General features: G+C 59.3%; 29 protein-coding genes, 1 tRNA gene and 1 pseudogene. 24 read left to right on the top strand and 7 right to left on the bottom strand.

All coding sequences use genetic code 11. The annotated features are described in order from the left end of the window. Nucleotides 1–118: 118 nt before the first annotated feature. Together B0E42_RS22845 and B0E42_RS22840 are read right to left on the bottom strand one after the other, a co-directional pair. Nucleotides 119–808 carry an endonuclease gene (locus B0E42_RS22845; protein ID WP_053180560.1) on the bottom strand — a complete coding sequence of 230 codons (690 nt, stop codon included), beginning with the start codon at nucleotides 806–808 and terminating at the stop codon, nucleotides 119–121. A 5-nt stretch (nucleotides 809–813) separates the two neighbouring features. Then, nucleotides 814–1,092, bottom strand: coding sequence for a DUF1654 domain-containing protein (locus tag B0E42_RS22840; protein ID WP_033033092.1), 279 nt, complete (start codon nucleotides 1,090–1,092; stop codon nucleotides 814–816). 218 nt (nucleotides 1,093–1,310) lie between these two features. Between B0E42_RS22840 and B0E42_RS22835 the strand changes: the two genes are divergently transcribed. From B0E42_RS22835 to B0E42_RS22800, 8 genes are all read left to right on the top strand, one after another. Then, a complete protein-coding gene (locus tag B0E42_RS22835; RefSeq protein ID WP_018608922.1) occupies nucleotides 1,311–1,757 on the top strand; it encodes a hypothetical protein in 447 nt (148 codons plus the stop codon). 146 nt (nucleotides 1,758–1,903) lie between these two features. Further along, nucleotides 1,904–2,860 carry a sugar ABC transporter substrate-binding protein gene (locus B0E42_RS22830; protein WP_018608925.1) on the top strand — a complete coding sequence of 319 codons (957 nt, stop codon included), beginning with the start codon at nucleotides 1,904–1,906 and terminating at the stop codon, nucleotides 2,858–2,860. Between the two features lie 58 nt (nucleotides 2,861–2,918). Further along, entirely contained in the window at nucleotides 2,919–4,472 is a 1,554-nt protein-coding gene (locus B0E42_RS22825; protein ID WP_018608927.1) for a sugar ABC transporter ATP-binding protein, read from the top strand. Further along, the gene (locus B0E42_RS22820; protein WP_018608928.1) at nucleotides 4,469–5,446 is read left to right on the top strand and encodes an ABC transporter permease; all 978 of its coding nucleotides are present in this window, start codon (nucleotides 4,469–4,471) and stop codon (nucleotides 5,444–5,446) included. Before B0E42_RS22825 ends, B0E42_RS22820 begins: the two co-directional genes overlap by 4 nt. 3 nt (nucleotides 5,447–5,449) lie before the next feature. After that, nucleotides 5,450–6,469: a LacI family DNA-binding transcriptional regulator gene (locus B0E42_RS22815; RefSeq protein WP_077507587.1), complete on the top strand. Its 1,020-nt coding sequence runs from the start codon at nucleotides 5,450–5,452 to the stop codon at nucleotides 6,467–6,469. 23 nt (nucleotides 6,470–6,492) lie between these two features. Further along, the gene (gene rbsK / locus B0E42_RS22810; RefSeq protein ID WP_077507584.1) at nucleotides 6,493–7,407 is read left to right on the top strand and encodes a ribokinase; all 915 of its coding nucleotides are present in this window, start codon (nucleotides 6,493–6,495) and stop codon (nucleotides 7,405–7,407) included. Beyond that, a complete protein-coding gene (gene rbsD / locus B0E42_RS22805; protein ID WP_077507581.1) occupies nucleotides 7,404–7,808 on the top strand; it encodes a D-ribose pyranase in 405 nt (134 codons plus the stop codon). Before rbsK ends, rbsD begins: the two co-directional genes overlap by 4 nt. A 30-nt stretch (nucleotides 7,809–7,838) precedes the next feature. Continuing rightward, nucleotides 7,839–8,867, top strand: a complete 1,029-nt coding sequence (locus B0E42_RS22800; RefSeq protein WP_003203636.1) for a nucleoside hydrolase — start codon at nucleotides 7,839–7,841, stop codon at nucleotides 8,865–8,867. A 47-nt stretch (nucleotides 8,868–8,914) separates the two neighbouring features. On the opposite strand, the gene B0E42_RS22795 is transcribed toward B0E42_RS22800, so the two are convergent. Beyond that, complete coding sequence (locus B0E42_RS22795; RefSeq protein WP_018608935.1) at nucleotides 8,915–9,112, bottom strand: hypothetical protein; 198 nt, start codon at nucleotides 9,110–9,112, stop codon at nucleotides 8,915–8,917. A 128-nt stretch (nucleotides 9,113–9,240) separates the two neighbouring features. Between B0E42_RS22795 and B0E42_RS22790 the strand changes: the two genes are divergently transcribed. Both B0E42_RS22790 and B0E42_RS22785 read left to right on the top strand, forming a co-directional pair. Then, nucleotides 9,241–9,546 carry a hypothetical protein gene (locus B0E42_RS22790; RefSeq protein ID WP_003203632.1) on the top strand — a complete coding sequence of 102 codons (306 nt, stop codon included), beginning with the start codon at nucleotides 9,241–9,243 and terminating at the stop codon, nucleotides 9,544–9,546. A 161-nt stretch (nucleotides 9,547–9,707) separates the two neighbouring features. After that, nucleotides 9,708–10,022: an I78 family peptidase inhibitor gene (locus B0E42_RS22785; protein WP_003203630.1), complete on the top strand. Its 315-nt coding sequence runs from the start codon at nucleotides 9,708–9,710 to the stop codon at nucleotides 10,020–10,022. A gap of 67 nt (nucleotides 10,023–10,089) precedes the next feature. Here the strand turns inward: B0E42_RS22785 and B0E42_RS22780 are convergent, their stop codons facing one another. Beyond that, entirely contained in the window at nucleotides 10,090–10,302 is a 213-nt protein-coding gene (locus tag B0E42_RS22780) for a cold-shock protein (protein ID WP_007905882.1), read from the bottom strand. 289 nt (nucleotides 10,303–10,591) lie between these two features. Further along, nucleotides 10,592–10,894: a hypothetical protein gene (locus B0E42_RS22775; RefSeq protein ID WP_018608945.1), complete on the bottom strand. Its 303-nt coding sequence runs from the start codon at nucleotides 10,892–10,894 to the stop codon at nucleotides 10,592–10,594. A 371-nt stretch (nucleotides 10,895–11,265) separates the two neighbouring features. Here B0E42_RS22775 and thrS point away from each other — a divergent pair, with 371 nt between their 5' ends. From thrS to B0E42_RS22730, 9 genes are all read left to right on the top strand, one after another. Beyond that, nucleotides 11,266–13,188, top strand: a complete 1,923-nt coding sequence (gene thrS, locus B0E42_RS22770; protein WP_014337550.1) for a threonine--tRNA ligase — start codon at nucleotides 11,266–11,268, stop codon at nucleotides 13,186–13,188. Further along, a complete protein-coding gene (gene infC / locus B0E42_RS22765) occupies nucleotides 13,188–13,739 on the top strand; it encodes a translation initiation factor IF-3 (protein WP_169432615.1) in 552 nt (183 codons plus the stop codon). Before thrS ends, infC begins: the two co-directional genes overlap by 1 nt. A 60-nt stretch (nucleotides 13,740–13,799) precedes the next feature. Further along, nucleotides 13,800–13,994, top strand: coding sequence for a 50S ribosomal protein L35 (gene rpmI, locus B0E42_RS22760; RefSeq protein ID WP_002553160.1), 195 nt, complete (start codon nucleotides 13,800–13,802; stop codon nucleotides 13,992–13,994). Nucleotides 13,995–14,024: 30 nt separating this feature from the next. Then, nucleotides 14,025–14,381: a 50S ribosomal protein L20 gene (rplT, locus tag B0E42_RS22755; protein WP_002553161.1), complete on the top strand. Its 357-nt coding sequence runs from the start codon at nucleotides 14,025–14,027 to the stop codon at nucleotides 14,379–14,381. Between the two features lie 109 nt (nucleotides 14,382–14,490). Continuing rightward, nucleotides 14,491–15,507: a phenylalanine--tRNA ligase subunit alpha gene (gene pheS, locus B0E42_RS22750; RefSeq protein WP_003203624.1), complete on the top strand. Its 1,017-nt coding sequence runs from the start codon at nucleotides 14,491–14,493 to the stop codon at nucleotides 15,505–15,507. Nucleotides 15,508–15,543: 36 nt separating this feature from the next. Further along, the gene (gene pheT / locus B0E42_RS22745) at nucleotides 15,544–17,922 is read left to right on the top strand and encodes a phenylalanine--tRNA ligase subunit beta (RefSeq protein WP_077507578.1); all 2,379 of its coding nucleotides are present in this window, start codon (nucleotides 15,544–15,546) and stop codon (nucleotides 17,920–17,922) included. 3 nt (nucleotides 17,923–17,925) lie between these two features. After that, complete coding sequence (gene ihfA / locus B0E42_RS22740) at nucleotides 17,926–18,228, top strand: integration host factor subunit alpha (RefSeq protein WP_002553164.1); 303 nt, start codon at nucleotides 17,926–17,928, stop codon at nucleotides 18,226–18,228. Beyond that, the gene (locus tag B0E42_RS22735) at nucleotides 18,209–18,565 is read left to right on the top strand and encodes a MerR family transcriptional regulator (protein ID WP_003179985.1); all 357 of its coding nucleotides are present in this window, start codon (nucleotides 18,209–18,211) and stop codon (nucleotides 18,563–18,565) included. Before ihfA ends, B0E42_RS22735 begins: the two co-directional genes overlap by 20 nt. A 90-nt stretch (nucleotides 18,566–18,655) precedes the next feature. Next, nucleotides 18,656–18,732, top strand: a tRNA-Pro gene (locus B0E42_RS22730). A 99-nt stretch (nucleotides 18,733–18,831) separates the two neighbouring features. Here B0E42_RS22730 and B0E42_RS22725 read toward each other — a convergent pair. After that, a pseudogene (locus B0E42_RS22725) lies at nucleotides 18,832–19,080 on the bottom strand (site-specific integrase); the annotation flags it as partial. A gap of 173 nt (nucleotides 19,081–19,253) precedes the next feature. On the opposite strand from B0E42_RS22725, the gene B0E42_RS22720 reads away from it, so the two are divergent. Further along, nucleotides 19,254–19,772, top strand: coding sequence for a DUF1993 family protein (locus B0E42_RS22720; protein ID WP_077507575.1), 519 nt, complete (start codon nucleotides 19,254–19,256; stop codon nucleotides 19,770–19,772). 276 nt (nucleotides 19,773–20,048) lie between these two features. Here the strand turns inward: B0E42_RS22720 and B0E42_RS22715 are convergent, their stop codons facing one another. Further along, nucleotides 20,049–21,011 (bottom strand): GlxA family transcriptional regulator, encoded by a 963-nt coding sequence (locus tag B0E42_RS22715; protein WP_018609127.1) that lies wholly within the window; start codon nucleotides 21,009–21,011, stop codon nucleotides 20,049–20,051. A gap of 95 nt (nucleotides 21,012–21,106) precedes the next feature. Between B0E42_RS22715 and B0E42_RS22710 the strand changes: the two genes are divergently transcribed. The 4 genes from B0E42_RS22710 (at nucleotide 21,107) to B0E42_RS22695 (ending at nucleotide 24,077) form a co-directional block, all read left to right on the top strand. Beyond that, a complete protein-coding gene (locus B0E42_RS22710) occupies nucleotides 21,107–21,550 on the top strand; it encodes a tautomerase family protein (RefSeq protein WP_077507573.1) in 444 nt (147 codons plus the stop codon). A 312-nt stretch (nucleotides 21,551–21,862) separates the two neighbouring features. Next, nucleotides 21,863–22,234 (top strand): metalloregulator ArsR/SmtB family transcription factor, encoded by a 372-nt coding sequence (locus tag B0E42_RS22705; RefSeq protein ID WP_077507570.1) that lies wholly within the window; start codon nucleotides 21,863–21,865, stop codon nucleotides 22,232–22,234. A gap of 47 nt (nucleotides 22,235–22,281) precedes the next feature. Next, nucleotides 22,282–22,998, top strand: a complete 717-nt coding sequence (gene arsH, locus B0E42_RS22700) for an arsenical resistance protein ArsH (protein ID WP_077507567.1) — start codon at nucleotides 22,282–22,284, stop codon at nucleotides 22,996–22,998. Nucleotides 22,999–23,072: 74 nt separating this feature from the next. Next, entirely contained in the window at nucleotides 23,073–24,077 is a 1,005-nt protein-coding gene (locus B0E42_RS22695) for an ArsJ-associated glyceraldehyde-3-phosphate dehydrogenase (RefSeq protein ID WP_077507565.1), read from the top strand. The last annotated feature ends 1 nt before the right edge of the window (nucleotide 24,078 follow it).

The raw sequence follows: 24,078 nt of genomic DNA, 5'->3' as shown, positions 1-24,078 counted from the left end.
TGGGAGCGAGCTTGCTCGCGATAGCGGTGGATCAGCCAATGTCGATGTTGACTGACATGCCCCTATCGCGAGCAAGCTCGCTCCCACAGTGGGTTTTGTGCTGTTCACGAATGTCAGCTCAGCCGCAGGCCTTCAAATTCACCGGCCCCACGAACTCGTTCCCACGGCCCATGACGCATGCCACGCTCTGGTTGCGCTGACGCTCCCAGCTTTCGACCGGGTAGGTCTTGTCCCAGGCTTCATACAGGCGCCGGTCCTGTTTCGAGAGGCGCAGGCCATATTGCTTGCTCATGTAGAAATAGGTCCGGGCGATCATCCCTCGGATAGAAGGGCGGGGCATGACCTTCTTGGCCTTGAAATCCACTTGGGTCAGGCATGAGCCGTACTGACCCTTCTGCACCGGCAACCAGCCGAAACTGAAATTGCTGCGATCACCGTTCACTTCCCCGATGCTCGGCACCAGGTTGTGCAGGTCGGCCTCGGCCCGTTGATAGACCGGGTCATAGCGGGTGCAGTTCTTGCGACCACCTTGTTGCCAGCATTGACGCTGATGGCCGATCTGCCACGCCGGGACAATATGTTCCCATTCAATGCGGGCGGCGCGGCTGGCATTCTTGCGCGGTACATAGCCGCAGGCGGCCAGGTTCACGCGATTGCCGGTGTATTTGCAGCCACAGTAGAACTCGGTGGATTGCGGTGCGTAGAGTTTCCAGGCGACTTTCTTGGCTTCGTTGAAGGTGCGCGGCGCACCGGCCTGTGCGCCCATGGCGATAAACACAAGCAAAAAAGCTAAACAGCGAACACTCATCAGACTCAATCTTCCTTCGGCACAACCCAGAAAACCTGCACACCACCATCGTCGCGATAGGCGAGGGTCACGTTGTCGTTCTCGTCGATTTCTTCCAGCAGGCGCTCCCACTCATCCACCGGCTCGTCGGGAAGACGGAAGATCAGGGCTGCCTTGGCTTTTTGCGCGGTGGGGGCGTTGATGATTTTCGAGACCCGCAGGCCGAGTCGCGTATAGGAATCTAAGGGGGTAGTTGCAGCGGAGGGCGGGGCCACAGGATTATCCTTATTAAGCTGTACGTGCATACAGTATTTAACCGTAGGCGTTTACGCAACTACTTAAAATTCAAGAAAATCGTCTGACAGCGCTTTTTTCGTTTTGGTGTAGGAGAAAGGAATTTTTTATTGTCTGGAATAAACGGGTGGCTCAACCGCTCTGGCCTGTGGCGGATTTGCGCGAGCGCTAAAGAAATTGCCTCGGCGGGCGATGTCCTGCGTAGGAATCCCATCCATGGAGTTTTGTCATGTCGTTTTCTATCGGCTTTCCCAATGCGGCGGCCGTGACCATTGGCGGTCAGTCCGCAGCCACCCTGAAGGCCTTGAACGAGGCGAGTACCGAGGCCGCCGATGAGGCCCTTGGCGAGACGCCAACGCCCGGCCAGGTCCGTACGGGTACGGGCGCTGAAGCGACCGATCAGGCGCAAGAGAGCGGCAGCACCCAGAGCATTGCCGTCCAGATTTTGCTCAAGCGGATGCAAGAGCTTCAGCAACAGCTCAGGGAGCAGCAGCAACAACTGGCCGCCGCACAGGCGCAGACCTATCCAACCCCGGAAGCCAAGACCTCGGCGGTCATGGCGATTCAGGGACAGGTCGCCGACACCAGTGGTGCGTTGCTGGAGGTCACCGGCCGTTTGGTCACGGAGCTGGCAAAGGGCGCCAGTTCGGGTACGGTGGTCAATACGACGGCCTGAGCTTGGACGTTGAGCCGCGACGTTGCGGATCAAACCGCAACGTTGACAAATCCCCGAAGCCTTACCATAGTTCACTTCACGCAAACGTTTGCGCGGCGTTCCGTGCATTGATTTGCTCACAATAATCATAAGATCGGAGTGAACCCATGAAGTTGCCATTCGCTGGACGCCTTCTCGCTGTTGCCATGCTCGCGGCCGCATCCGCTGCGCTGCCTATCTCCTCGGCATTCGCCCAGACCACAGAAAAACCCAAGGTCGCCCTGGTCATGAAATCCCTGGCCAACGAGTTCTTCCTGACCATGGAAGACGGCGCCAAGGCGTATCAGAAGGAACACTCCGCCGATTTCGATCTGATCTCCAACGGGATCAAGGATGAAACCGACACCGCCAACCAGATCCGCATCGTCGAGCAGATGATCGTGTCCAAGGTCGATGCGCTGATTATCGCGCCAGCGGATTCCAAGGCCATGGTGCCGGTGATCAAGAAAGCCGTCGACGCTGGCATCACCGTGATCAACATCGATAACCAGCTCGATCCGGCCGTCGTCAAAAGCAAGAACATCAACGTGCCGTTCGTAGGCCCGGACAACCGCAAGGGTGCGCGCCTGGTGGGCGAGTACCTGGCCAAGCAACTCAAGGCCGGTGACGAAGTCGGCATCATCGAAGGCGTGTCCACCACCACCAATGCCCAGGCACGCACTGCGGGCTTCAAGGATGCGATGGAAGCGGCGCAGGTCAAGGTCGTTTCCCTGCAATCGGGCGACTGGGAAATCAACAAGGGCAACCAGGTTGCCGCGTCGATGCTCAGCGAATACCCGAACATCAAGGCACTGCTGGCCGGTAACGACAGCATGGCGGTCGGCGCTGTGTCGGCCGTGCGCGCGGCGGGCAAGGCGGGCAAGGTGCAGGTGGTCGGCTACGACAACATCAATGCCATCAAGCCGATGCTCAAGGACGGTCGTGTCCTGGCGACGGCCGACCAGTTCGCCGCCAAGCAAGCGGTCTTCGGCATCGAGACGGCCTTGAAGATGCTCAAGGGCGAAAAAGTCGACAGCGGCACCCACGGCGTTATCGAAACTCCGGTCGAGCTGGTGACCAAGTAGTTATCCTGGCGACACAACGGTGCTCGCCCCTCCGGGCGAGCGCATTGGAGAGTTTGTTATGTCCGTTCGCGACCCGAACGCTGTCCTGTGCGTCAGCGGTATCGGCAAGACCTATGCCCAACCGGTACTGACCGACATCAACCTGACGTTGATGCGCGGTGAAGTGCTGGCGCTGACCGGCGAAAATGGCGCCGGCAAAAGCACCTTGTCCAAGATCATCGGCGGGCTGGTGACGCCGACGACCGGGCAGATGCAATTTCAAGGTCAGGATTATCGCCCTGGCAGCCGGACCCAGGCTGAAGAGCTGGGCGTGCGCATGGTGATGCAGGAACTCAACCTGCTGCCAACCCTTTCCGTGGCCGAAAACCTGTTTCTCGACAACCTGCCCAGCCACGGCGGCTGGATCAGTCGCAAGCAATTGCGCAAGGCGGCCATCGAGGCCATGGCCCAGGTGGGGCTCGATGCAATCGATCCCGACACGCTGGTTGGCGAGCTGGGGATCGGTCACCAGCAGATGGTCGAGATCGCCCGCAACCTGATTGGCGATTGCCATGTGCTGATTCTCGATGAGCCGACCGCCATGCTCACGGCCCGCGAAGTCGAAATGCTCTTTGAGCAGATCACCCGCTTGCAGGCCCGCGGCGTGTCGATCATCTACATTTCCCATCGCCTTGAAGAACTGGCGCGGGTCGCCCAGCGCATTGCCGTGCTGCGTGATGGCAACCTGGTCTGCGTCGAGCCGATGGCCAACTACGACAGCGAGCAACTGGTGACCCTGATGGTTGGCCGGGAGCTGGGCGAGCATATCGACCTGGGCCCACGCCAGATCGGCGCGCCGGCGCTGACCGTTAAAGGCCTGACACGCTCGGACAAGGTCCGCGACGTGTCCTTTGAAGTGCGCAGTGGCGAGATCTTCGGCATCTCCGGTCTGATCGGGGCAGGGCGCACCGAACTGTTGCGGCTGATCTTCGGTGCCGATACCGCTGACAGTGGCACGGTGGCGCTGGGTTCGCCGGCCCAGGTCGTGAGCATTCGCTCTCCGTCCGATGCGGTGGCCCATGGCATTGCGTTGATCACCGAAGACCGCAAGGGTGAAGGCCTGCTGCTGACCCAATCCATCGCCGCCAACATTGCCCTGGGCAACATGCCGGAGATTTCCCGCGCCGGCCTGGTCAATGGCAGCGCCGAACTGGCCTTGGCGCAGCGGCAGGTCGACGCCATGCGTATCCGCAGTTCCAGCCCGACCCAGTTGGTGTCCGAGTTGTCGGGCGGCAACCAGCAGAAAGTGGTGATCGGGCGTTGGCTCGAACGCGATTGCGCGGTCATGTTGTTCGATGAGCCGACCCGTGGTATCGACGTCGGCGCCAAATTCGACATCTATGCGCTGCTCGGCGAGCTGACTCGCCAGGGCAAGGCGCTGGTCGTGGTGTCCAGTGACCTGCGGGAGCTGATGTTGATCTGTGACCGGATCGGCGTGCTGTCCGCCGGACGCTTGATCGACACCTTCGAGCGCGACAGCTGGACCCAGGATGACTTGCTTGCCGCCGCATTCGCCGGCTACCAGAAACGTGATGCGTTGCTCAACGAAGCAGCGCCTAGGGATTTTTCATGAAAACCGCATCTGCCGTCGGCAAATCGAGTGGCAATTTCTATGGCCTCGGGACCTACCTGGGCCTGGCTGGCGCGCTGCTGGCCATGATCGCGCTGTTCTCGGCCCTGAGCAGCCATTTTTTGTCCTATGACACCTTCAGCACTTTGGCCAACCAGATTCCGGACCTCATGGTGCTGGCGGTCGGCATGACGTTCATCCTGATCATCGGTGGCATCGACCTGTCGGTGGGGTCGGTGCTGGCGCTGGCCGCATCGACGGTCAGCGTGGCCGTGCTTGGCTGGGGCTGGAGCGTCTGGCCATCGGCCTTGCTCGGCATGGCCGTGGCGGCGCTGGCGGGTACGGTCACCGGTTCGATTACCGTGGCGTGGCGGATTCCATCGTTCATCGTCTCCCTCGGCGTGCTGGAGATGGCCCGGGGCCTGGCGTACCAGATGACCGGTTCGCGGACCGCCTACATCGGCGACTCGTTCGCCTGGTTGTCCAACCCCATCGCCTTTGGCATTTCACCTTCGTTCATCATTGCCTTGCTGGTGATCTTCATTGCCCAGGCGGTGCTGACCCGTACGGTGTTCGGCCGCTACCTGATCGGCATCGGCACCAATGAAGAGGCCGTGCGCCTGGCCGGTATCAATCCCAAGCCTTACAAAATCCTGGTGTTCAGCCTGATGGGCTTGCTGGCCGGTGTGGCCGCGCTGTTCCAGATTTCGCGTCTGGAGGCGGCGGATCCGAACGCCGGTTCGGGGCTTGAGCTGCAAGTCATCGCTGCCGTGGTCATTGGCGGCACCAGCCTGATGGGTGGCCGCGGTTCGGTCATCAGTACCTTCTTTGGCGTGCTGATCATCTCCGTGCTGGCGGCGGGCCTGGCGCAAATCGGCGCCACTGAGCCGACCAAGCGCATCATTACTGGCGCGGTGATCGTGGTGGCGGTCGTGCTCGATACCTATCGCAGCCAGCGCGCCAGTCGGCGGGGCTGAACCATGGCGACGATCAAGGATGTAGCAGCGCTCGCCGGAATTTCCTACACCACCGTGTCCCACGTGGTGAACAAGACGCGGCCGGTCAGCGAGGAAGTGCGACTCAAGGTCGAAGCGGCCATCGAACGCCTGGACTACGTGCCCAGCGCCGTGGCCCGGTCGCTCAAGGCCAAGACCACGGCGACCATCGGCCTGCTGGTGCCCAACAGCCTCAACCCTTACTTTGCCGAGTTGGCCCGGGGCATCGAGGATTATTGTGAGCGCAACGGCTACTGCGTGATCCTGTGCAACTCCGACGACAACCCGGACAAGCAACGCAGCTACCTGCGGGTGCTGTTGGAAAAACGCATCGATGGCCTGATTTTCGCGTCCGCCGGCGGCGATGTCGGCCTGGCCGAGGGGCTGGCCAACGTGCGCACGCCCATGGTGATCGTCGACCGCGGGCTCGATGGCGTCGACGCAGACCTTGTGCGTATCGATCATGAATACGGCGCCTACCTGGCGACCCGGCACCTGCTGGAGCTGGGCCATCGCGATATCGCCTTTATCGGTGGCCCGGCCAATACCAGCGTGGCGCAAATGCGTCTGGCCGGTTACTGCCGTGCGCTGAAAGAGGCTGGGATCGAGCTGCCCGTCGGGCGCATGCTCGAGAGCGATTTCACCAGTACCGGTGGCTACCGCGCCGCCGCGCAACTGCTTGAACAGCATCCGCCCAGCGCGATCTTTGCGGCCAACGACATGATCGGCATCGGTGTGCTGCGCGCCGCGGCTGAACGCAACGTGCGCGTGCCCAGCGAACTGTCGGTCATCGGTTTCGATGACATCCAGATGAGCCGTTATGTCTACCCGGCGTTGACCACGGTCGGGCAGTCGATCCTGCAGCTCGGCGAGATGGCGGCCGAAGTGCTGCTGCTGCGTATCGCGACACCGAGCCTTGCCACCGACCAGCGGATTGTGACGCCGAGTATTGTCCTGCGGGAGTCGACTGCGCCGCTGTCCGGTACATTCGCCCAATACCGCTGAACCGAATTGATGAGTAGTGATGTATGCCAGCAAAAGTAGTGGTAATAGGCAGCCTGAACATGGACCTGGTGACCCGGGCGCCGCGTCTGCCGCGCGGTGGTGAAACACTGATCGGCGAGTCGTTCGCAACCATCCCGGGCGGCAAGGGTGCCAACCAGGCGGTGGCCGCCGCGCGCCTGGGGGCGCAGGTATCGATGGTCGGTTGCGTGGGCAATGATGCCTACGGCGAACAATTGCGTGGCGGGCTGTTGGCCGAGGGCATCGACTGCCAGGCGGTCAGCGTGGTGGAGGGGGCCAGCGGCGTGGCGCTGATCGTCGTCGACGACAACAGCCAGAATGCGATCGTTATCGTTGCCGGTGCCAACGGCGCGCTCACCGCCGAGGTCCTGGACCGTGTCGATGAAGTGCTGCAAGGCGCCGATGTCATCATCTGCCAGCTCGAAGTGCCGGATGCCACCGTCGGCCACGCCCTCAAGCGCGCTCGTGAGTTGGGCAAAATCGTCATCCTCAACCCGGCGCCAGCCTCCCGGACGTTGCCGGCCGACTGGTACGCCTGCATCGACTACCTGATTCCCAATGAAAGCGAAGCAGCGGTCTTGAGCGGGCTGGCGGTGGATTCCCTGGAAACCGCCGAAGCCGCCGCGGCGCATCTGATCGCCGCCGGCTCTGGCAAGGTGATCGTGACCCTGGGTGCCCAGGGGCTGGTGTTCGCCAACGGTGCCCGCTTCGAGCACTTCCCGGCCCCGCGGGTCAAGGCCGTGGACACCACGGCGGCCGGAGACACCTTTGTCGGCGGTTTCGCGGCAGCCCTGGCGAGCGGCAAAAGCGAGGTCGACGCGATTCGTTTCGGCCAGGCCGCCGCCGCGCTGTCGGTCACCCGCGCGGGCGCGCAGCCTTCAATCCCCACGTTGCTGGAAGTACAGGCTTTCAAATCATGAAAAAGACACCGTTGTTGAATGTGGCACTGTCACGACTGATCGCTTCCCTGGGCCATGGCGACAAGGTGGTCATCGGTGATGCCGGCCTGCCCGTGCCGCCCCAGGTCGAATTGATCGACCTGGCCCTGACCCATGGCATTCCTGACTTCGTCAGTACCTTGAAGGTGGTGCTCAGCGAAATGCAGGTGGAAAGCCATGTCCTGGCCGAGGAGATCCTCGAAAAACAACCATTGGCCCTGGCGGCCCTGGAGGCGCTGCATGCCGAGGGTGCGCTGGGCGAGCGGGTGCTGGTCAGCCATGAACAATTCAAGGTCATCAGCCGACAGGCGCGGGCGATCATTCGCACAGGCGAGTGCTCTCCGTACTGCAATATCGTGCTGGTCGCTGGAGTGACGTTCTAACCCTGTTCAACCTTGCACAAGGAGTGCGCCATGCACCGCTATGCTCAGAAAATGCATCAACTGATCCGGAGTCTGCTGCTTTTGTCATTGATCACCGCAACGAGCGCCCAGGCGGCGGAAAAGATCGACCTGATCATCGACACCGATCCAGGGGCCGATGACGTGGTGGCGCTGTTGTTCGCCCTGGCGTCACCCGAGGAGCTGCATATCCGTGCGCTGACCACTGTCGCCGGCAATGTGCGCCTGGACAAGACCTCTCGCAACGCTCGCCTGGCGCGGGAATGGGCGGGGCGCGAAGACGTGCCGGTCTACGCTGGTGCGCCGAAACCGTTGATGCGCACGCCGATCTACGCGGAAAACATCCATGGCAAGGAAGGCCTGTCGGGTGTCACCGTGCACGAGCCGAAGAAGGGGCTGGCCGAGGGCAATGCCGTCAACTACCTGATCGACACCCTCAAGGCGGCCAAGCCCCACAGCATCACCATTGCCATGCTGGGCCCGCAGACCAACCTGGCCCTGGCGCTGGTGCAGGAGCCCGACATCGTCCAGGGCATCAAGGAAGTGGTGATCATGGGCGGTGCGCATTTCAACGGCGGCAATATCACGCCGGTGGCGGAATTCAATCTGTTCGCCGACCCGCAGGCGGCCGAGGTGGTGGCCAAGAGCGGCGTGAAGCTGACGTACCTGCCGCTGGACGTGACCCACAAGATCCTCACCAGCGAAGCGCGCCTGAAGCAGATCGCGGCGCTGAACAACAATGCCAGCAAGCTGGTGGGCGATATCCTCAACGAATACGTCAAGGGCGACATGGAGCACTACGGCATGACGGGCGGGCCGGTGCATGACGCGACGGTGATTGCCTACCTGCTCAAGCCGCAGTTGTTCACTGGCCGTTCGGTCAATGTCGTGGTGGACAGTCGCGAGGGCCCGACGTTCGGGCAGACCATCGTCGACTGGTACGATGGCCTGAAAGCGCCGAAGAACGCGTTCTGGGTGGAAAACGGTGATGCCCAGGGCTTCTTCGACCTGCTGACCGAGCGCCTGGCGCGCCTCAAGTAACCTGCCTGGCTGTGCGCCCGCAGGTTGGGCCTGCGGGTGCGTGAGCATCAGTCCACGGTGTCGACGACGCTCGGGTAGCGTTCGAATGCCTGCTGGATGAAGTTGCGGGCGACCTCCGTCCCCAGTTCCCTCACCAGCAATTCTATGCCGATGATTGCCAATTCCTCGGGGCTGCTCGGGCTATAGGAGCTATGGCCCTCCGACCATTTGGCATTGATGGTGGCTTCGATGCTGACGGTGCTCATGGTAGGGCTCGCGAGTTGGAGGGCTGTAAGTGGAGTTAAGCATTTTTGCCCTCGGTTTGGCACTGCGACTTAGGCATTGGAGGAGGGCTGTGCGACACTCTTTTTTTTGTTTTTAAAGGAGCCCCGCCGTGCAGATCGATTTGAACGCTCCGGATGGCCTGACCCTAGAGGCGGTTCGTCAATTGCTGGCCTCGGCCAGTGATGACGAGCATACCCAGCTGCGCGTGACCAAGGGCGGTATCGCCTATTTGTCCTCGGGTGTGGTCGGTGGCGCTGACATCGATGGTTTGCTGTTTCGGCTCGAGACCTGGGCCAAGGGCTCGGGATACGTCGGACGGGTCGCTGCCAGCGACGAGGTCTGGGTCATGCAGATCTACAATGCGCTGAAGGATAACTGGCCCAATCCCCCGTTCGATTACATCGACGTTTATTGAGCGGTGTTCATATCCAGTCACGATTCATGTCTGAACTGCAGTGGCGGCTCAGGCAAACTGCCGGTTTCCGGATGAGCGAGGCCGACGGCTGTGGTGTTGAAACCAAGCGCCGTTTGGGTTGTCGCACGCTCTCTGTTTACCTATAGAAAAAAGGAGGCTTCATGCCTTGGAAGCTCGCGTCATTGAGTACTCTGTTGGCCGCCGTGGTCTTGAGCGGTTGCAGCAGCACCTCGGAATCGACCCCCGAACCCGTGGCGACCGAGACCGGTCACAGCCGCTGCGAGGCAAAGGGCGCCGAGTTCGCCATTGGCAAGCAGGCCTCGCCACAATTGCTGGAGCAGGCCCGTACCCGAGCCGGCGCGCAGATTGCCCGGATCCTCAAGCCCAACGACATGGTGACGCTTGAGTACCGCTCCGATCGCCTGAACCTCAATACCGATGCCAACCTGGTGGTCAACCGGGTGAACTGCGGCTGATTGCCGGTTTTCAATCGCCCATAAAAAACCCCGTCACATGGACGGGGTTTTTTAGTACGCGGAGAAATTACTCAGCGCGAACCTGTGCAGCTTGCATACCCTTTTGGCCTTTCTCAGCCACGAAGGAAACGGTCTGGCCTTCTTTCAGGCTTTTGAAACCGTCGCTTTCGATAGCTTTGAAGTGTACGAACAGGTCGTCACCGCCACCTTGAGGAGTGATGAAGCCGAAGCCTTTTTCATCGTTGAACCATTTAACGGTGCCGGTTTGGCGATTAGACATGGTGTATCTCCAAGAAACATATATTTTCAGTGTACTGTGCTGCTCAGGCCAACTGGGCACACCCGGGTATCATAGTCGAAATGTTCGATTTGGGACCCCCCCAGACGCGCTGTTTGCCAATCAGTCGTGTTTACTTTACTGCCTTTACCCGCTGAAAGGCCCGGTTTTAAAGGCTTTCAGCCGAAAGTAAAGACGATAAAAAAAGCTGTAAAACCTGAATAAATCGTTCAAAAAAGCCTGAAATCAGTGTTTTTCAACCCTGCCGGGCCCGCTCAGGAAGCCTGCTTTCTCACTTTTTCGTCTTGTTGTCGGCCTTGCATTTTGCGATCTGGCCCAGTGCCTTTTGTTGCAGCTCCGGGGTGGCCTTGTTGTCCATCAAGGCCTGGATGTCCGAGGCGGGATAGGACTTGATCGCATCGGCGCCACAGGCGCAATGAGCCTTGGCAGCGGCCGGGCCGATCTGGGGCGTTGCCGCCTCCGTGCATTGGGCCATGTATTTTTCGCGCTCGCCTTTGGGCCAGTCGGCATGGGCGGTCAGTGGAAGCAGCAGGGCGAGGGGGGCGACTACTGCAAACAGGGTATTGAGACGCATGCGAAGATGCTCCTTTCGGGTCGATGTCTTGATATCTGAGGCGTTGCGCTCGGTTCAGTTCAGCACTCTGGCATAAAAACCCTGGATTTACGCCTGCTTCAATTCGAGCGCGGCGATGACCGTTCATCTGTGCTAGCATGCCGGGCTCGGGTATTTCCAGGCTGCGGATGACAAATCGTCCCGGCGGCAAATGTTCGAAATAACCCTGATTTGAATCCCAGTCACTCTGGTTCGGTTTTCCCGGTTGGCCGCAAGGCTCCTGCCGCTGTAAGGCAGGCGTTCGTCATTGAATGGCCTGGACTGGATCTTGTACTGGCTCATCCCAACCCACGTGACCTTTGGTAGGGGTCACCACTAGGAGAGGAGGCGCCATGCCAACTATTACTCTTCCCGACGGCAGTCAACGTTCATTCGATCACCCGGTTTCCGTAGCCGAGGTCGCCGCATCCATCGGTGCGGGCCTGGCCAAGGCCACCCTGGCCGGCAAGGTCAACGGCAAGCTGGTCGACGCCAGTGACGTCATCGACAGCGACGCCACGCTGCAAATCATCACGCCAAAGGATGAAGAGGGGCTGGAGATCATTCGCCACTCTTGCGCGCACCTGGTCGGCCATGCGGTCAAGCAGCTGTACCCGAGCGCGAAGATGGTCATCGGTCCGGTCATCGACGAAGGCTTCTATTACGACATCGCCTTCGAGCGTCCTTTCACGCCGGACGACATGGCGGCCATCGAACAGCGCATGCAGCAGCTGATCGAGAAAGATTACGACGTCATCAAGAAAGTCACCCCGCGCGCCGAAGTCATCGAAGTCTTCAAGGCCCGTGGCGAGGACTACAAGCTGCGTCTGGTGGAAGACATGCCGGACGAGCAGGCCATGGGCCTGTACTACCACGAAGAATACGTCGACATGTGCCGTGGCCCGCACGTGCCGAACACGCGCTTCCTGAAATCCTTCAAGCTGACCAAGCTGTCCGGCGCCTACTGGCGTGGCGATGCGAAGAACGAGCAGTTGCAGCGCGTCTATGGCACTGCCTGGGCGGACAAGAAGCAACTGGCGGCCTACATCCAGCGCATCGAAGAAGCCGAGAAGCGCGATCACCGCAAGATCGGCAAGCGCCTGGGCCTGTTCCATACCCAGGAAGAGTCCCCTGGCATGGTGTTCTGGCACCCGAACGGCTGGACCCTGTACCAGGTGCTCGAGCAGTACATGCGCCAGGTTCAGCGTGAGAACGGCTATCTGGAAATCAAGACGCCGCAAGTAGTGGACCGCAGCCTGTGGGAGAAATCCGGGCACTGGGCCAACTACGCCGACAACATGTTCACCACCCAGTCGGAAAACCGCGACTACGCCATCAAGCCGATGAACTGCCCCTGCCACGTGCAGGTGTTCAACCAGGGCTTGAAGAGCTACCGCGAACTGCCGATGCGCCTGGCCGAGTTCGGTGCCTGCCACCGCAACGAGCCGTCGGGTGCGCTGCACGGCATCATGCGCGTGCGTGCATTCACTCAGGACGATGCACACATCTTCTGCACCGAAGAGCAGATGCAGGCCGAATCCGCCGCGTTCATCAAGCTGACCATGGACGTCTATCGTGACTTCGGCTTCACCGAAGTCGAGATGAAGCTGTCCACTCGTCCGGAAAAACGCGTTGGCTCCGACGAGCTGTGGGATCGCGCCGAAGCGGCCCTGGCCGCCGCCCTTGATAGTGCGGGCCTTGCGTACGACCTGCAGCCGGGCGAGGGGGCCTTCTATGGTCCGAAGATCGAATTCTCGCTGAAAGATTGCCTCGGTCGTGTGTGGCAGTGTGGTACCTTGCAGCTCGATTTCAACCTGCCGATCCGTCTGGGCGCTGAATATGTGTCCGAAGACAACAGTCGCAAGCACCCGGTCATGCTTCACCGCGCGATCCTCGGTTCGTTCGAGCGTTTCGTCGGGATTCTGATCGAACACTACGAGGGTGCGTTCCCTGCGTGGCTGGCGCCGACCCAGGCAGTGATCATGAATATCACTGATAAACAGGCAGATTTTGCCGCCGAAGTCGAAAAAACTCTCAATCAAAGCGGATTTCGTGCCAAGTCCGACTTGAGAAATGAAAAGATCGGCTTTAAAATCCGCGAGCATACTTTGCTCAAGGTTCCCTTTCTCTTGGTTATCGGAGATCGGGAGGTCGAGATGCAGACTGTCGCTGTGCGTACTCGTGAAGGTGCTGACCTGGGCTCGATGCCCGTCGCCGAATTCGCTGAGTTTCTCGCGCAAGCGGTTTCCCGGCGTGGTCGCCCAGATTTGGAGTAATTATTATTAAGCGTGAAATGAGACAAGATAAACGAGCTGCACCGAAAGCCCCGATCAACGAGAATATCTCGGCACGCGAGGTTCGGTTAATTGGCGCTGACGGCGAGCAGATTGGCATCGTCTCGATTGATGAAGCGCTTCGTATTGCTGAAGAAGCCAAGCTTGATCTGGTAGAAATTTCCGCAGACGCAGTCCCACCGGTTTGCCGGGTGATGGACTACGGCAAGTCGATCTTCGAGAAGAAGAAGCAGATTGCCGCGGCGAAGAAAAACCAGAAGCAGATTCAGGTAAAAGAAATCAAGTTTCGTCCAGGGACGGAGGAAGGGGATTACCAGGTAAAACTGCGCAACCTGGTACGTTTCCTGAGTGATGGGGACAGGGCCAAGGTATCCTTGCGATTCCGCGGCCGTGAGATGGCCCACCAGGAGCTGGGGATGGAACTCCTCAAGCGGGTTGAACAAGACCTGCTCGAGTACGGTTCGGTCGAACAGCATCCTAAGATGGAAGGACGCCAGCTGATTATGGTCATCGCCCCGAAAAAGAAGAAGTAATCACCAGGGCACGGCAGGCCTTGCGATTATGTTTATCAACTGAATGCGGAGTATCCGAACATGCCAAAGATGAAGACCAAAAGTGGTGCTGCTAAGCGGTTTCTGAAAACTGCTAACGGTATCAAGCACAAGCACGCTTTCAAGAGCCACATCCTGACCAAAATGTCGACCAAGCGTAAGCGTCAACTGCGCGGTAGCAGCTTGCTGCATCCGTCTGACGTGGCAAAAGTCGAGCGCATGCTGCGCCTTCGTTAATTTTTGGATCAAGAATAGAGGAAGTAACTCATGGCTCGTGTAAAGCGTGGCGTCATTGCCCGTAAGCGTCACAAAAAAATTCTGAAACTTGCTAAAGGCTACTACGGCGCGCGTTCCCGCGTATTCCGTGTTGCCAAGCAAGCGGTAATCAAGGCAGGCCAATACGCCTACCGTGACCGTCGTCAGAAAAAACGTCAGTTCCGCGCTCTGTGGATCGCTCGTATCAATGCTGGTGCTCGTGTTAACGGTCTGTCCTACAGCCGTTTCATCGCTGGCCTGAAAAAAGCGTCCATCGAGATCGACCGTAAGGTTCTGGCTGATCTGGCAGTGAACGAAAAAGCGGCGTTTGCTGCGATTGTCGAGAAAGCTAAAGCCACCTTGGCTTAAGTACCCCCGGCAGTCACCGGGGCCTACATCTGTGGGCCCAGGTGTCAAACGTCATAAATAGGGGAAGAGCCTTAAAGCTCTTCCCCTATTTCGTATCTGGAGTCTGTACATGGAAAACCTGGACGCGCTGGTCGCTCAAGCACTAGAGGCTGTGCAAAGCGCTGAAGATATCAATGCCCTGGAGCAAATCCGGGTTCACTACCTTGGCAAGAAGGGCGAGTTGACTCAGGTGATGAAGACCCTGGGGAACCTGCCAGCCGAAGAGCGCCCGCAGGTCGGTGCGCTGATCAACGTTGCCAAGGAGCGTGTCACAGAGGTCCTCAATGCGCGCAAGGCGTTGTTCGAGGAGGCGGATCTGGCTGCCAAGCTCGCCGCCGAGTCCATCGACGTGACCCTGCCTGGCCGTGGCCAGACTTCCGGTGGCCTGCATCCGGTGACCCGGACGCTGGAACGCATCGAGCAGTTCTTCACCCACATCGGCTACGGCATTGCCGAAGGCCCTGAGGTCGAAGACGACTACCACAACTTCGAAGCGCTCAACATCCCAGGCCATCACCCGGCCCGGTCGATGCATGACACCTTCTATTTCAACGCGAACATGCTGTTGCGCACCCATACCTCGCCGGTACAGGTCCGCACCATGGAATCGCAACAGCCGCCGATCCGCATCGTCTGCCCAGGCCGTGTGTACCGCAGCGACTCCGATATCACCCACTCGCCGATGTTCCACCAGGTCGAAGGCCTGCTGGTTGATCGCGACATCAATTTCGCCGACCTGAAAGGCACGATCGAAGAGTTCCTGCGGGTGTTCTTCGAAAAAGAACTGGCCGTGCGTTTCCGCCCTTCGTACTTCCCGTTCACCGAGCCGTCGGCTGAAGTCGACATGGAATGCGTGATGTGCAGCGGCAAAGGCTGCCGCGTCTGCAAGCAGACTGGCTGGCTGGAAGTCATGGGCTGCGGCATGGTTCACCCGAACGTGCTGCGTATGTCCGGGATCGATCCGGAAGAGTTCTCCGGCTTTGCTTTCGGCATGGGCGTCGAGCGCCTGGCCATGCTGCGTTACGGTGTGAATGACTTGCGCCTGTTCTTCGACAACGACTTGCGATTCCTTGCGCAATTTCGCTAGGTCGCTAGTCCGTAACGAATCTATTAGGAGAGCAGGATGAAATTCAGTGAACAATGGCTGCGCGGCTGGGTAAGCCCGCAGGTAAGTCGGGACGAGCTGGTTGCTCGCCTGTCGATGGCCGGCCTTGAGGTCGACAGCGTCACGCCGGCCGCCGGTGATTTCAGCGGTGTGGTCGTGGGCGAGGTGCTGGGCACCGAGCAGCACCCAGACGCTGACAAACTGCGGGTTTGCCAGGTCAGCAATGGCGCGCAAACCTTCCAGGTCGTCTGCGGCGCGCCCAACGTGCGCCCGGGCCTGAAGATCCCGTTCGCCATGATCGGTGCCGAACTGCCGGGCGACTTCAAGATCAAGAAAGCCAAGCTGCGCGGCGTCGAGTCCAACGGCATGTTGTGCTCCCAGGCCGAACTGCAGATTGGCGAAGGCAATGATGGCCTGATGGAACTCCCGGCAGATGCGCCGGTGGGCCAGGACATCCGTGAATACCTGGGCCTGGACGATGCGAGCATCGAGGTCGACCTGACGCCGAACCGTGGCGATTGCCTGTCCCTGGCCGGCCTGGCCCGTGAAGTCGGCGCGCTGTATGCCGCTCCCGTGACGCGTCCTTCGGTTGCGAGCGTGCCGGCCGTGCACGACGAAGTGCGTTCGATTGAAGTCCTCGCGCCGGCCGCGTGCCCGCGTTACCTGGGCCGTGTGATCCGTAACGTCGACCTGTCCAAGCCGACGCCGCTGTGGATGGTCGAGCGCCTGCGTCGCGCCGACGTGCGCAGCATCGACGCCGCTGTCGACATCACCAACTATGTGATGCTGGAGCTGGGTCAGCCGCTGCATGCGTTCGATCTCGCCGAAATCAACGGTGGCATCCGCGTGCGCATGGCCGAAGAGGGTGAGAAGCTGGTGCTGCTCGACGGCCAGGAAGTGACCCTGCGCAGCGACACCCTGGTGATTGCCGACCACGCCCGCGCCCTGGCGATTGCCGGCGTGATGGGCGGCGAGCACAGTGGCGTCTCCGCCACGACCCGCGATGTATTCCTGGAAAGCGCGTTCTTTGACCAGATCGCCGTCGCTGGCAAGGCCCGTTCCTATGGCCTGCACACCGACGCCTCGCACCGTTACGAGCGTGGTGTGGACTGGCAACTGGCCCGTGAAGCCATGGAGCGCGCCACAGGCCTGCTGCTGGACATCACCGGTGGCGAAGCCGGCCCGATCATCGAGACCGTCAGCGAACAGCACCTGCCCAAGATTGCCCCGGTGACCCTGCGTGCCCAGCGCATCACCCAGATGCTGGGCATGGAAATGGACCCGGTCGAAGTCGAACGCCTGCTCAGCGCCCTGGGCCTGAACATCAGCGCCGATGGGGCAGGGCAGTGGCACGTCGAAGTGCCAAGCCATCGTTTCGATATCAGCCTGGAAGTCGACCTGATCGAAGAACTGGCCCGCTTGTACGGCTACAACCGCCTGCCGGTTCGCTACCCGCAAGCACGCCTGGCCCCACAGGCCAAGGCTGAAGCCCGCAGCGACCTGCCGGAACTGCGCCGCCTGTTGGTGGCCCGTGGGTATCAGGAAGCGATCACCTACAGCTTCATCGATCCACGCCAGTTCGAGCTGTTCAATCCGGGTGTCGAGCCACTGTTGCTGGCCAACCCGATCTCCAACGACATGGCAGCCATGCGCTCGTCCCTGTGGCCAGGCCTGGTCAAGTCGCTCCAGCACAACCTGAACCGCCAGCAGGATCGCGTGCGGCTGTTCGAAAGCGGCCTGCGTTTTGTCGGTCAGCTGGAAGGCTTGAAGCAAGAGCCGATGCTGGCCGGTGTCGTCTGTGGCAGCCGCTTGCCGGAAGGCTGGGCGCAAGGTCGCGATGTCGTCGACTTCTTCGACGTCAAGGCTGACGTCGAAGCGGTGCTGGGCTTCGCCGGCGCGCTCGACGCATTCACTTTCGTTCCGGGCAAGCACCCGGCGCTGCACCCGGGGCAGACCGCGCGCATCGAGCGAGACGGGCGTGAAGTCGGCTATGTCGGTGCCATTCACCCAGAACTGTCGAAAACCCTGGGCCTTGATCGTCCGGTCTTCGTTTTCGAGCTGGTTCTGGCCGAAGTGGCACTGGGGAAAATGCCGAAATTCCAGGAGTTATCGCGCTTTCCTGAAGTGCGTCGTGACCTTGCGTTGCTGGCCGACCGTGACGTTGCTTCCAGTGCTGTATTGGAGGTAATTCGTGAAAATGCAGGCGAATGGCTGACGGACCTCAGGCTATTTGACGTGTATCAGGGTAAAGGCATTGATCCGCATAGAAAAAGCCTTGCAGTTGGCTTGACCTGGCAGCATCCATCGCGCACTCTTAATGACGATGAGGTGAATACCGCAACGCAGAATATCCTCACCTCGCTCGAAACCAGGTTGAACGCCACGTTAAGGAAGTGACGTATGGGGGCTCTGACGAAAGCTGAGATGGCGGAACGTCTGTATGAGGAGCTGGGCCTGAATAAACGGGAGGCCAAAGAATTGGTCGAACTGTTTTTCGAAGAAATCAGGCACGCTCTGGAAGACAACGAACAGGTCAAATTGTCCGGTTTCGGCAATTTCGACCTGCGGGACAAACGCCAGCGGCCTGGCCGCAATCCGAAAACGGGAGAAGAAATCCCGATCACGGCTCGCCGTGTGGTCACCTTTCGTCCAGGGCAGAAGTTGAAGGCCCGAGTTGAGGCTTATGCTGGAACCAAGTCATAACGACGAACTACCCGTCATCCCGGGCAAACGCTACTTCACCATTGGTGAAGTCAGCGAGCTGTGTGCGGTAAAACCACACGTGCTGCGCTATTGGGAGCAGGAGTTTCCTCAACTCAACCCGGTCAAGCGCCGCGGAAACCGTCGGTATTATCAGCGACAAGACGTGCTGATGATCCGGCAGATCCGCGCGCTGCTGTACGATCAGGGGTTCACCATCGGCGGAGCGCGCTTGCGCCTCTCCGGTGATGAGGCCAAAGACGATACAACCCAGTACAAACAGATGATCCGCCAGATGATCGCCGAGCTCGAAGATGTACTGGTGGTGCTCAAGAAATAAATTTCTGCTTTTAAATACTTCCAGTTTTCAAAAGCTTGCGATATATTCCTGAGCGTTCCGTTGAGAAGCGGAACAAGATTCACGCCTAGTCGGGGCGTAGCGCAGTCCGGTAGCGCACTAGCATGGGGTGCTAGGGGTCGAGTGTTCGAATCACTCCGTCCCGACCATATTTTTCAATGACTTAGGCCAATGTTCACAGCATTGGCCTTTTTCATGTGCGTGATTTTTGTGTGACTCCTAGATTTTTCACGCCTGCTTCCTCTTCAAAGCACGACCAATCTCTCATCACCGTTTTTCACACCCGACCGCTCGTTCCTGCCGCCGAAGTCTGACGGAATCAGGAACACGCTGGTGCCAAGTCCCGGCACCGGAATCTCCCAATCCCATCTCAACTTGCAGACTTCTTGCTCGCGGCAACCTGTGTTCACCTTGAACAAGTCCATTGTCTGCAGGTGCGCCGGCAATTCCCCGAAGAGGATCGATTGCTCTTCCCACGTCATCGGGTAGGGCTCGCGAACCTTTCCGCTGGTCGCCGTTGGGCACGGAGGAGAGTGCATTCGGGTGGTGTCGGGGAAGAAGACGCTGCTGTTGGCGGATGAAGTGCAGCAATCTGCTAGCATTCAGCCCGCTGGACGGAAGAAAGGCTGGTCGCTTGTGCCCGCTTTGAATGACTACTTAGGGAAAAGATATGTCGGTCTACTCAGTTACCATCCCCTGTTTCGCACAGATGCTGCGATCTCTATCGTCTCTTTTGTCTAAGGGCGAGACTTGCGCTCGTGAACGCGGCTATGACTCGCAGATTCTGCTTGAAGCTCGGCTTGCACCGGATATGCACAATCTAGCCCGACAAGTTCAGTATGCTTGTACTCAGGCGCAGGAGGCGGTCCAGCGGCTTACACAGCAGCCGTTGCAATCGCTCGCTCCCCCCGAAAACTTGGCTGCAGCGAAGGCACTGATCGAGCGTACTCTGGCGGTTCTTGCTTCGGTGGACCGTGCCCAGGTGGATGAAGGTGCAGAGCGACAAATCGCTATCGCGCTACCAAATGGCATAACGTTCGATATGACCGGCAGTGAATACGCGGTGAACTGGGTCACGCCACAGTTCTATTTTCATCTAGTCACGGCGTACAACATCCTTCGTCATAACGGCGTACCTCTCGGGAAAGCTGATTACGTACAGCACATGTTCGCCTACCAGCGCCAGTAATTGGCTCTTGGTAAGCACTTGTAGGCATTCGATTGCAGCGAGCGCCAATAAAAACGGCCATTCTTACGGCCGGGCACGGCTGGTATGGAAAGCTCGTATTCCCAAAAGACATTGAGATCAGTTTGGACTAGGGCTCGTCATCAGACTGTGCGGTTGCTCTCGCTCTTCAGCGGCGCGCAGGCTGGCGGTTGCGGTGTGGAAGCAGGAAAGTCCAGCTCCAGCACGTTGGTCAGAGGCTCGCGGAGGTAGATGCGCTTCGTGCGATACTCATTTGAGCTACTGGCGCAGTTGTCTTGGGGATGCGTTCAACAGGCGGCGCATAAGTCGCCGTAGGGCCGTGGCATCCTGGTATCCCACCTGCTCGGCGATAGATTCAACGGAGTGTCTGCTGGTTTCCAGTAGCACGCGGGCCCTGTTCAGCTGCACACGCTGGATCAAATATTGGGTTGAAAGGCCGGTTGCTTTTCGAAGGTGCCGGGACAGCGTTCGCTCAGACATGCCGACGTACGCTGCAAGGCTCGGAACGCTGGGAGGGTGGGGCAGGCAGGCTTCTATGTAAGCGGTGAGGTTGGCGACCAGTGTATTGCCCCGGGCCATGATCGCTGGGTTGATGAATGGGGATTGCAACTGTCGGCCGTCGAGTAGAAGAGCCTTGCCCACATAGTCGGCGAGCGTCGGCGACAGGCGTCTGCGCAGCAGGTGCAGCATCAGGTCGGTTTGCGCGAAGGCTGCGCCAGCGGTCGTCAAGGGTGGGTCGCAAAGCACCATGACGTTGGGGTCGACAATGCAGTCAGGCGCAATGCTCGACAGCCAAGGGGCGAGCCACCAGGAGGTCGTTACCTTTCGACCGTCCAGCAATCCTGCGGCATGCAGGAGAAAGACAGCCGAGCACGAGGCGGCAATCTCCTTGCCTTCATTCACATGTGCCCTCAGCGCTGGCAGTGTCTGCAGTACCCAGTCTTGCTCAAGACGCTGCAGCAGCGCGTCGAGGTCGCTGATGCCAAGGCCCGGAATGACCCAGCAGGAGTTGTCCTCGACGTCTGTCGTCAGTTCGTCGACCAACAGTTGCATGCCTTGCCCTAGCGTAATCAGCCCTGGCTGCGGCCCGCAAACTCGCCAGCGTGGCACGGCAAGGCCTTGGCGCTGCGCAAGTGTCGCGGCGGTGCCGAGGATGTCCAGGGTGGCCGCGACGCTTGAGGCGAACGACTCGGGAAAGACTAGAACAGTGAAATCGTACATTGTCCGATTATGCCCGAAAGAAGACGAATCGGTCACTTATGGCGTGGAGAGATAACTGGCCCAATGGCGCTTCCAGTTAACAGTGAGGTTTCACCATGCCAAACATCTTGATCAAGGTGCCTACGGGGGCTTTCAATCAGCCACAGCGCCAACAGCTGCTTCGAGGCGTGAGCAACGTGGCAATGCTTAATGAGCACATGGGCGATGCCCCTCAGCAGCGTGCTTTGTGCTGGGTGCTCATTGAGGAAATTCAGGCCGATGAATGGCTGTGCGGAGGCGTTGCTCCTCATGCCAGGGCCGTTCCATGCATTGTCATCGTCAAGGTGCCTGCCGGCGTTCTTGATGCGCCGATGCGCCAGCGCTACGTGCGTGAATTGCATTGCGCAATACAATCGAGCCTGACAACGGAGGATCAGCGCCAGTTGCTGACCTCAATACAGATCCAGGATGTGGTCGATGGTACTTGGGGGGCGAACGGTGATATTTGGCATCTGGCCGACTTCACCCGTGCAGCCGGGTACGGACATCTTGCTCCCTAGGCTGTAGGCCTTCCAGAAAGTGCACTGCCTGGAGACCGTCTCATTGCTCGTCATTGCCAGGCATGCGCTTCCCGGCGGAACCTGATATTACCCGCTTCGTGATGAGGTAGAGGTGTCGGCCAGGATGCGGCCTACATCATGCCCAGCTTGATGCGATTTGTTCGCGCTGTGCCTGTTTAGCAGGCAACTTTCGAGTTTTCCGATGGGAGCGGTTTATCTATTATTCGAAAAGCCATATATTCGAAAAACCGTATATGAATCGAGGCTTCACAATGACCAGCAAAGCCCGTGTCCTGTTCGCTGAGAATCGATATGGCTGACCATCTGACACCGACCACTGTTTTCAAATGCCTGGCTGATGACACTCGCGTGCGCACCATGCTGCTCATCACTCGTGAAGGAGAGCTTTGTGTTTGCGAGCTGACCTGCGCGTTGAACCAGAGTCAGCCAAAGGTCTCCAGGCACCTGGCGCAGTTGCGTACTTGCGGCCTGTTGTCGGACCGTCGGCAAGGCCAATGGGTGTATTACCGACTGCACCCGAATCTCCCCGATTGGGTTCATCACGTGCTGACCACGACGCTGGAAAGCAACAAGCACTGGTTAAGCCCTGATGCCAAACGCCTGGATGGAATGGGTGATCGCCCTGTGCGTGCAGCCGTTTGCTGCGAAAGCCAGACCGCCTGATTACGCCTTCGACGACGCCTTCGGAATAATTGCGCAGGACAAAGACGATGTTTGATGACCCTATTCCCCAGCTCGATACTGAGCTGGTTGATCTCCCCTCGGCGGACAAACTCGGTATCGAAGAGACCTCCATCCACAAGCCGCGCATTTTGCTGCTGTACGGATCCACCCGTGAGCGTTCCTTCAGTCGTCTGCTGGTGGAGGAGGCTGCTCGGTTGCTGGAGCACCTCGGCGCTGAGACGCAGATTTTCAATCCGTCAGGTTTGCCACTGCCCGATGACGCGCCCGACGATCATCCGCGTGTGAAAGAACTGCGCGACTTGGTGTTGTGGTCCGAGGGACAGGTCTGGTGCTCTCCGGAGCGCCACGGAAACATGAGCGCAGTGTTCAAAGCGCAGATTGATTGGGTGCCACTTGCAATGGGCGCGGTACGTCCGACCCAGGGCAAGACCCTTGCCGTCATGCAGGTGTGCGGCGGTTCGCAGTCGTTCAACGTGGTCAACCAACTGCGGGTACTGGGACGTTGGATGCGCATGTTCACCATTCCCAACCAGTCTTCCGTGCCGAAGGCCTACATGGAGTTCGACGATAACGGTCGGATGAAACCTTCGCCGTTCTACGACCGTGTCGTGGATGTGATGGAGGAGTTGGTGAAGTTCACGCTGCTGCTTCGCGACCGTCAGGACTATCTGGTTGATCGTTATTCCGAGCGCAAGGAATCGGCGCAAGAACTCATGAAACGTGTCAATCAGCGTTCTATCTGACCCCATATCGCATACATCGGCCCGTTCGACACCCAGTCGAACGCCCACTCACAACAGATACAGAGCACAACAACATGACTATCAAAGTTGGCATCAATGGTTTTGGTCGTATCGGTCGCCTCGCTCTGCGGGCTGCCTGGAGTTGGCCTGAGTTCGAATTCGTGCAGATCAACGATCCAGCGGGTGACGCGGCCACTCATGCTCACCTGATCAACTTCGACTCGGTGCATGGCCGTTGGAACAACGAAGCCCGCGCCGAAGGCGACAGCGTCGTCATCGACAATAAGCGGATCAAAGTCACGGCCAACAAGGCGATCGTCGACACAGATTGGTCGGGCTGCGATCTGGTGATTGAAGCCAGCGGCAAGATGAAAACCGTCGCAGTGCTGCAGGCTTACCTGGACCAGGGGGTCAAGCGTGTGGTGGTGTGCGCTCCGGTGAAGGAAAAAGGTGCGTTGAACGTCGTCATGGGCGTCAACCAGCACCTGTTCGACCCGGCGCAGCACCGTATCGTCACCGCTGCCTCGTGCACCACTAATTGCCTGGCCCCCGTCGTGAAAGTCATCCATGAAAAGCTGGGCATTCGCCACGGTTCGATCACCACCATTCACGACCTGACCAACACCCAGAGCATTCTCGATCAGCCACACAAGGATCTGCGTCGTGCGCGTGCCAGCGGCATGAGTCTGATTCCAACCAGTACCGGCTCGGCCACCGCCATTGCCGAAATCTTCCCGGAGCTGCGTGGGCGCCTCAATGGTCACGCCGTACGTGTGCCGCTGGCCAATGCGTCGCTGACTGATTGTGTCTTTGAAGTCGAACGGGCCACCACCGTCGAAGAGGTCAATCAGTTGCTCAAGGACGCTGCCGAGAATGAGCTCAAAGACATCCTCGGTTTTGAGGAGCGCCCGCTGGTGTCCATCGACTACCGTACCGACCCGCGTTCATCGATCATCGATGCGCTGTCGACCATGGTCATCAACGGCACCCAGGTCAAACTTTACGCCTGGTATGACAACGAGTGGGGCTATGCCAACCGCACGGTCGAACTGGCCAGAATGGTCGGTCTGGCAGTCTGAG

The sequence above is a fragment of the Pseudomonas sp. A25(2017) genome (assembly GCF_002001065.1).
Lineage (GTDB): Bacteria > Pseudomonadota > Gammaproteobacteria > Pseudomonadales > Pseudomonadaceae > Aquipseudomonas > Aquipseudomonas kilonensis.
This window is presented reverse-complemented; position numbering and strand designations above follow the sequence as displayed.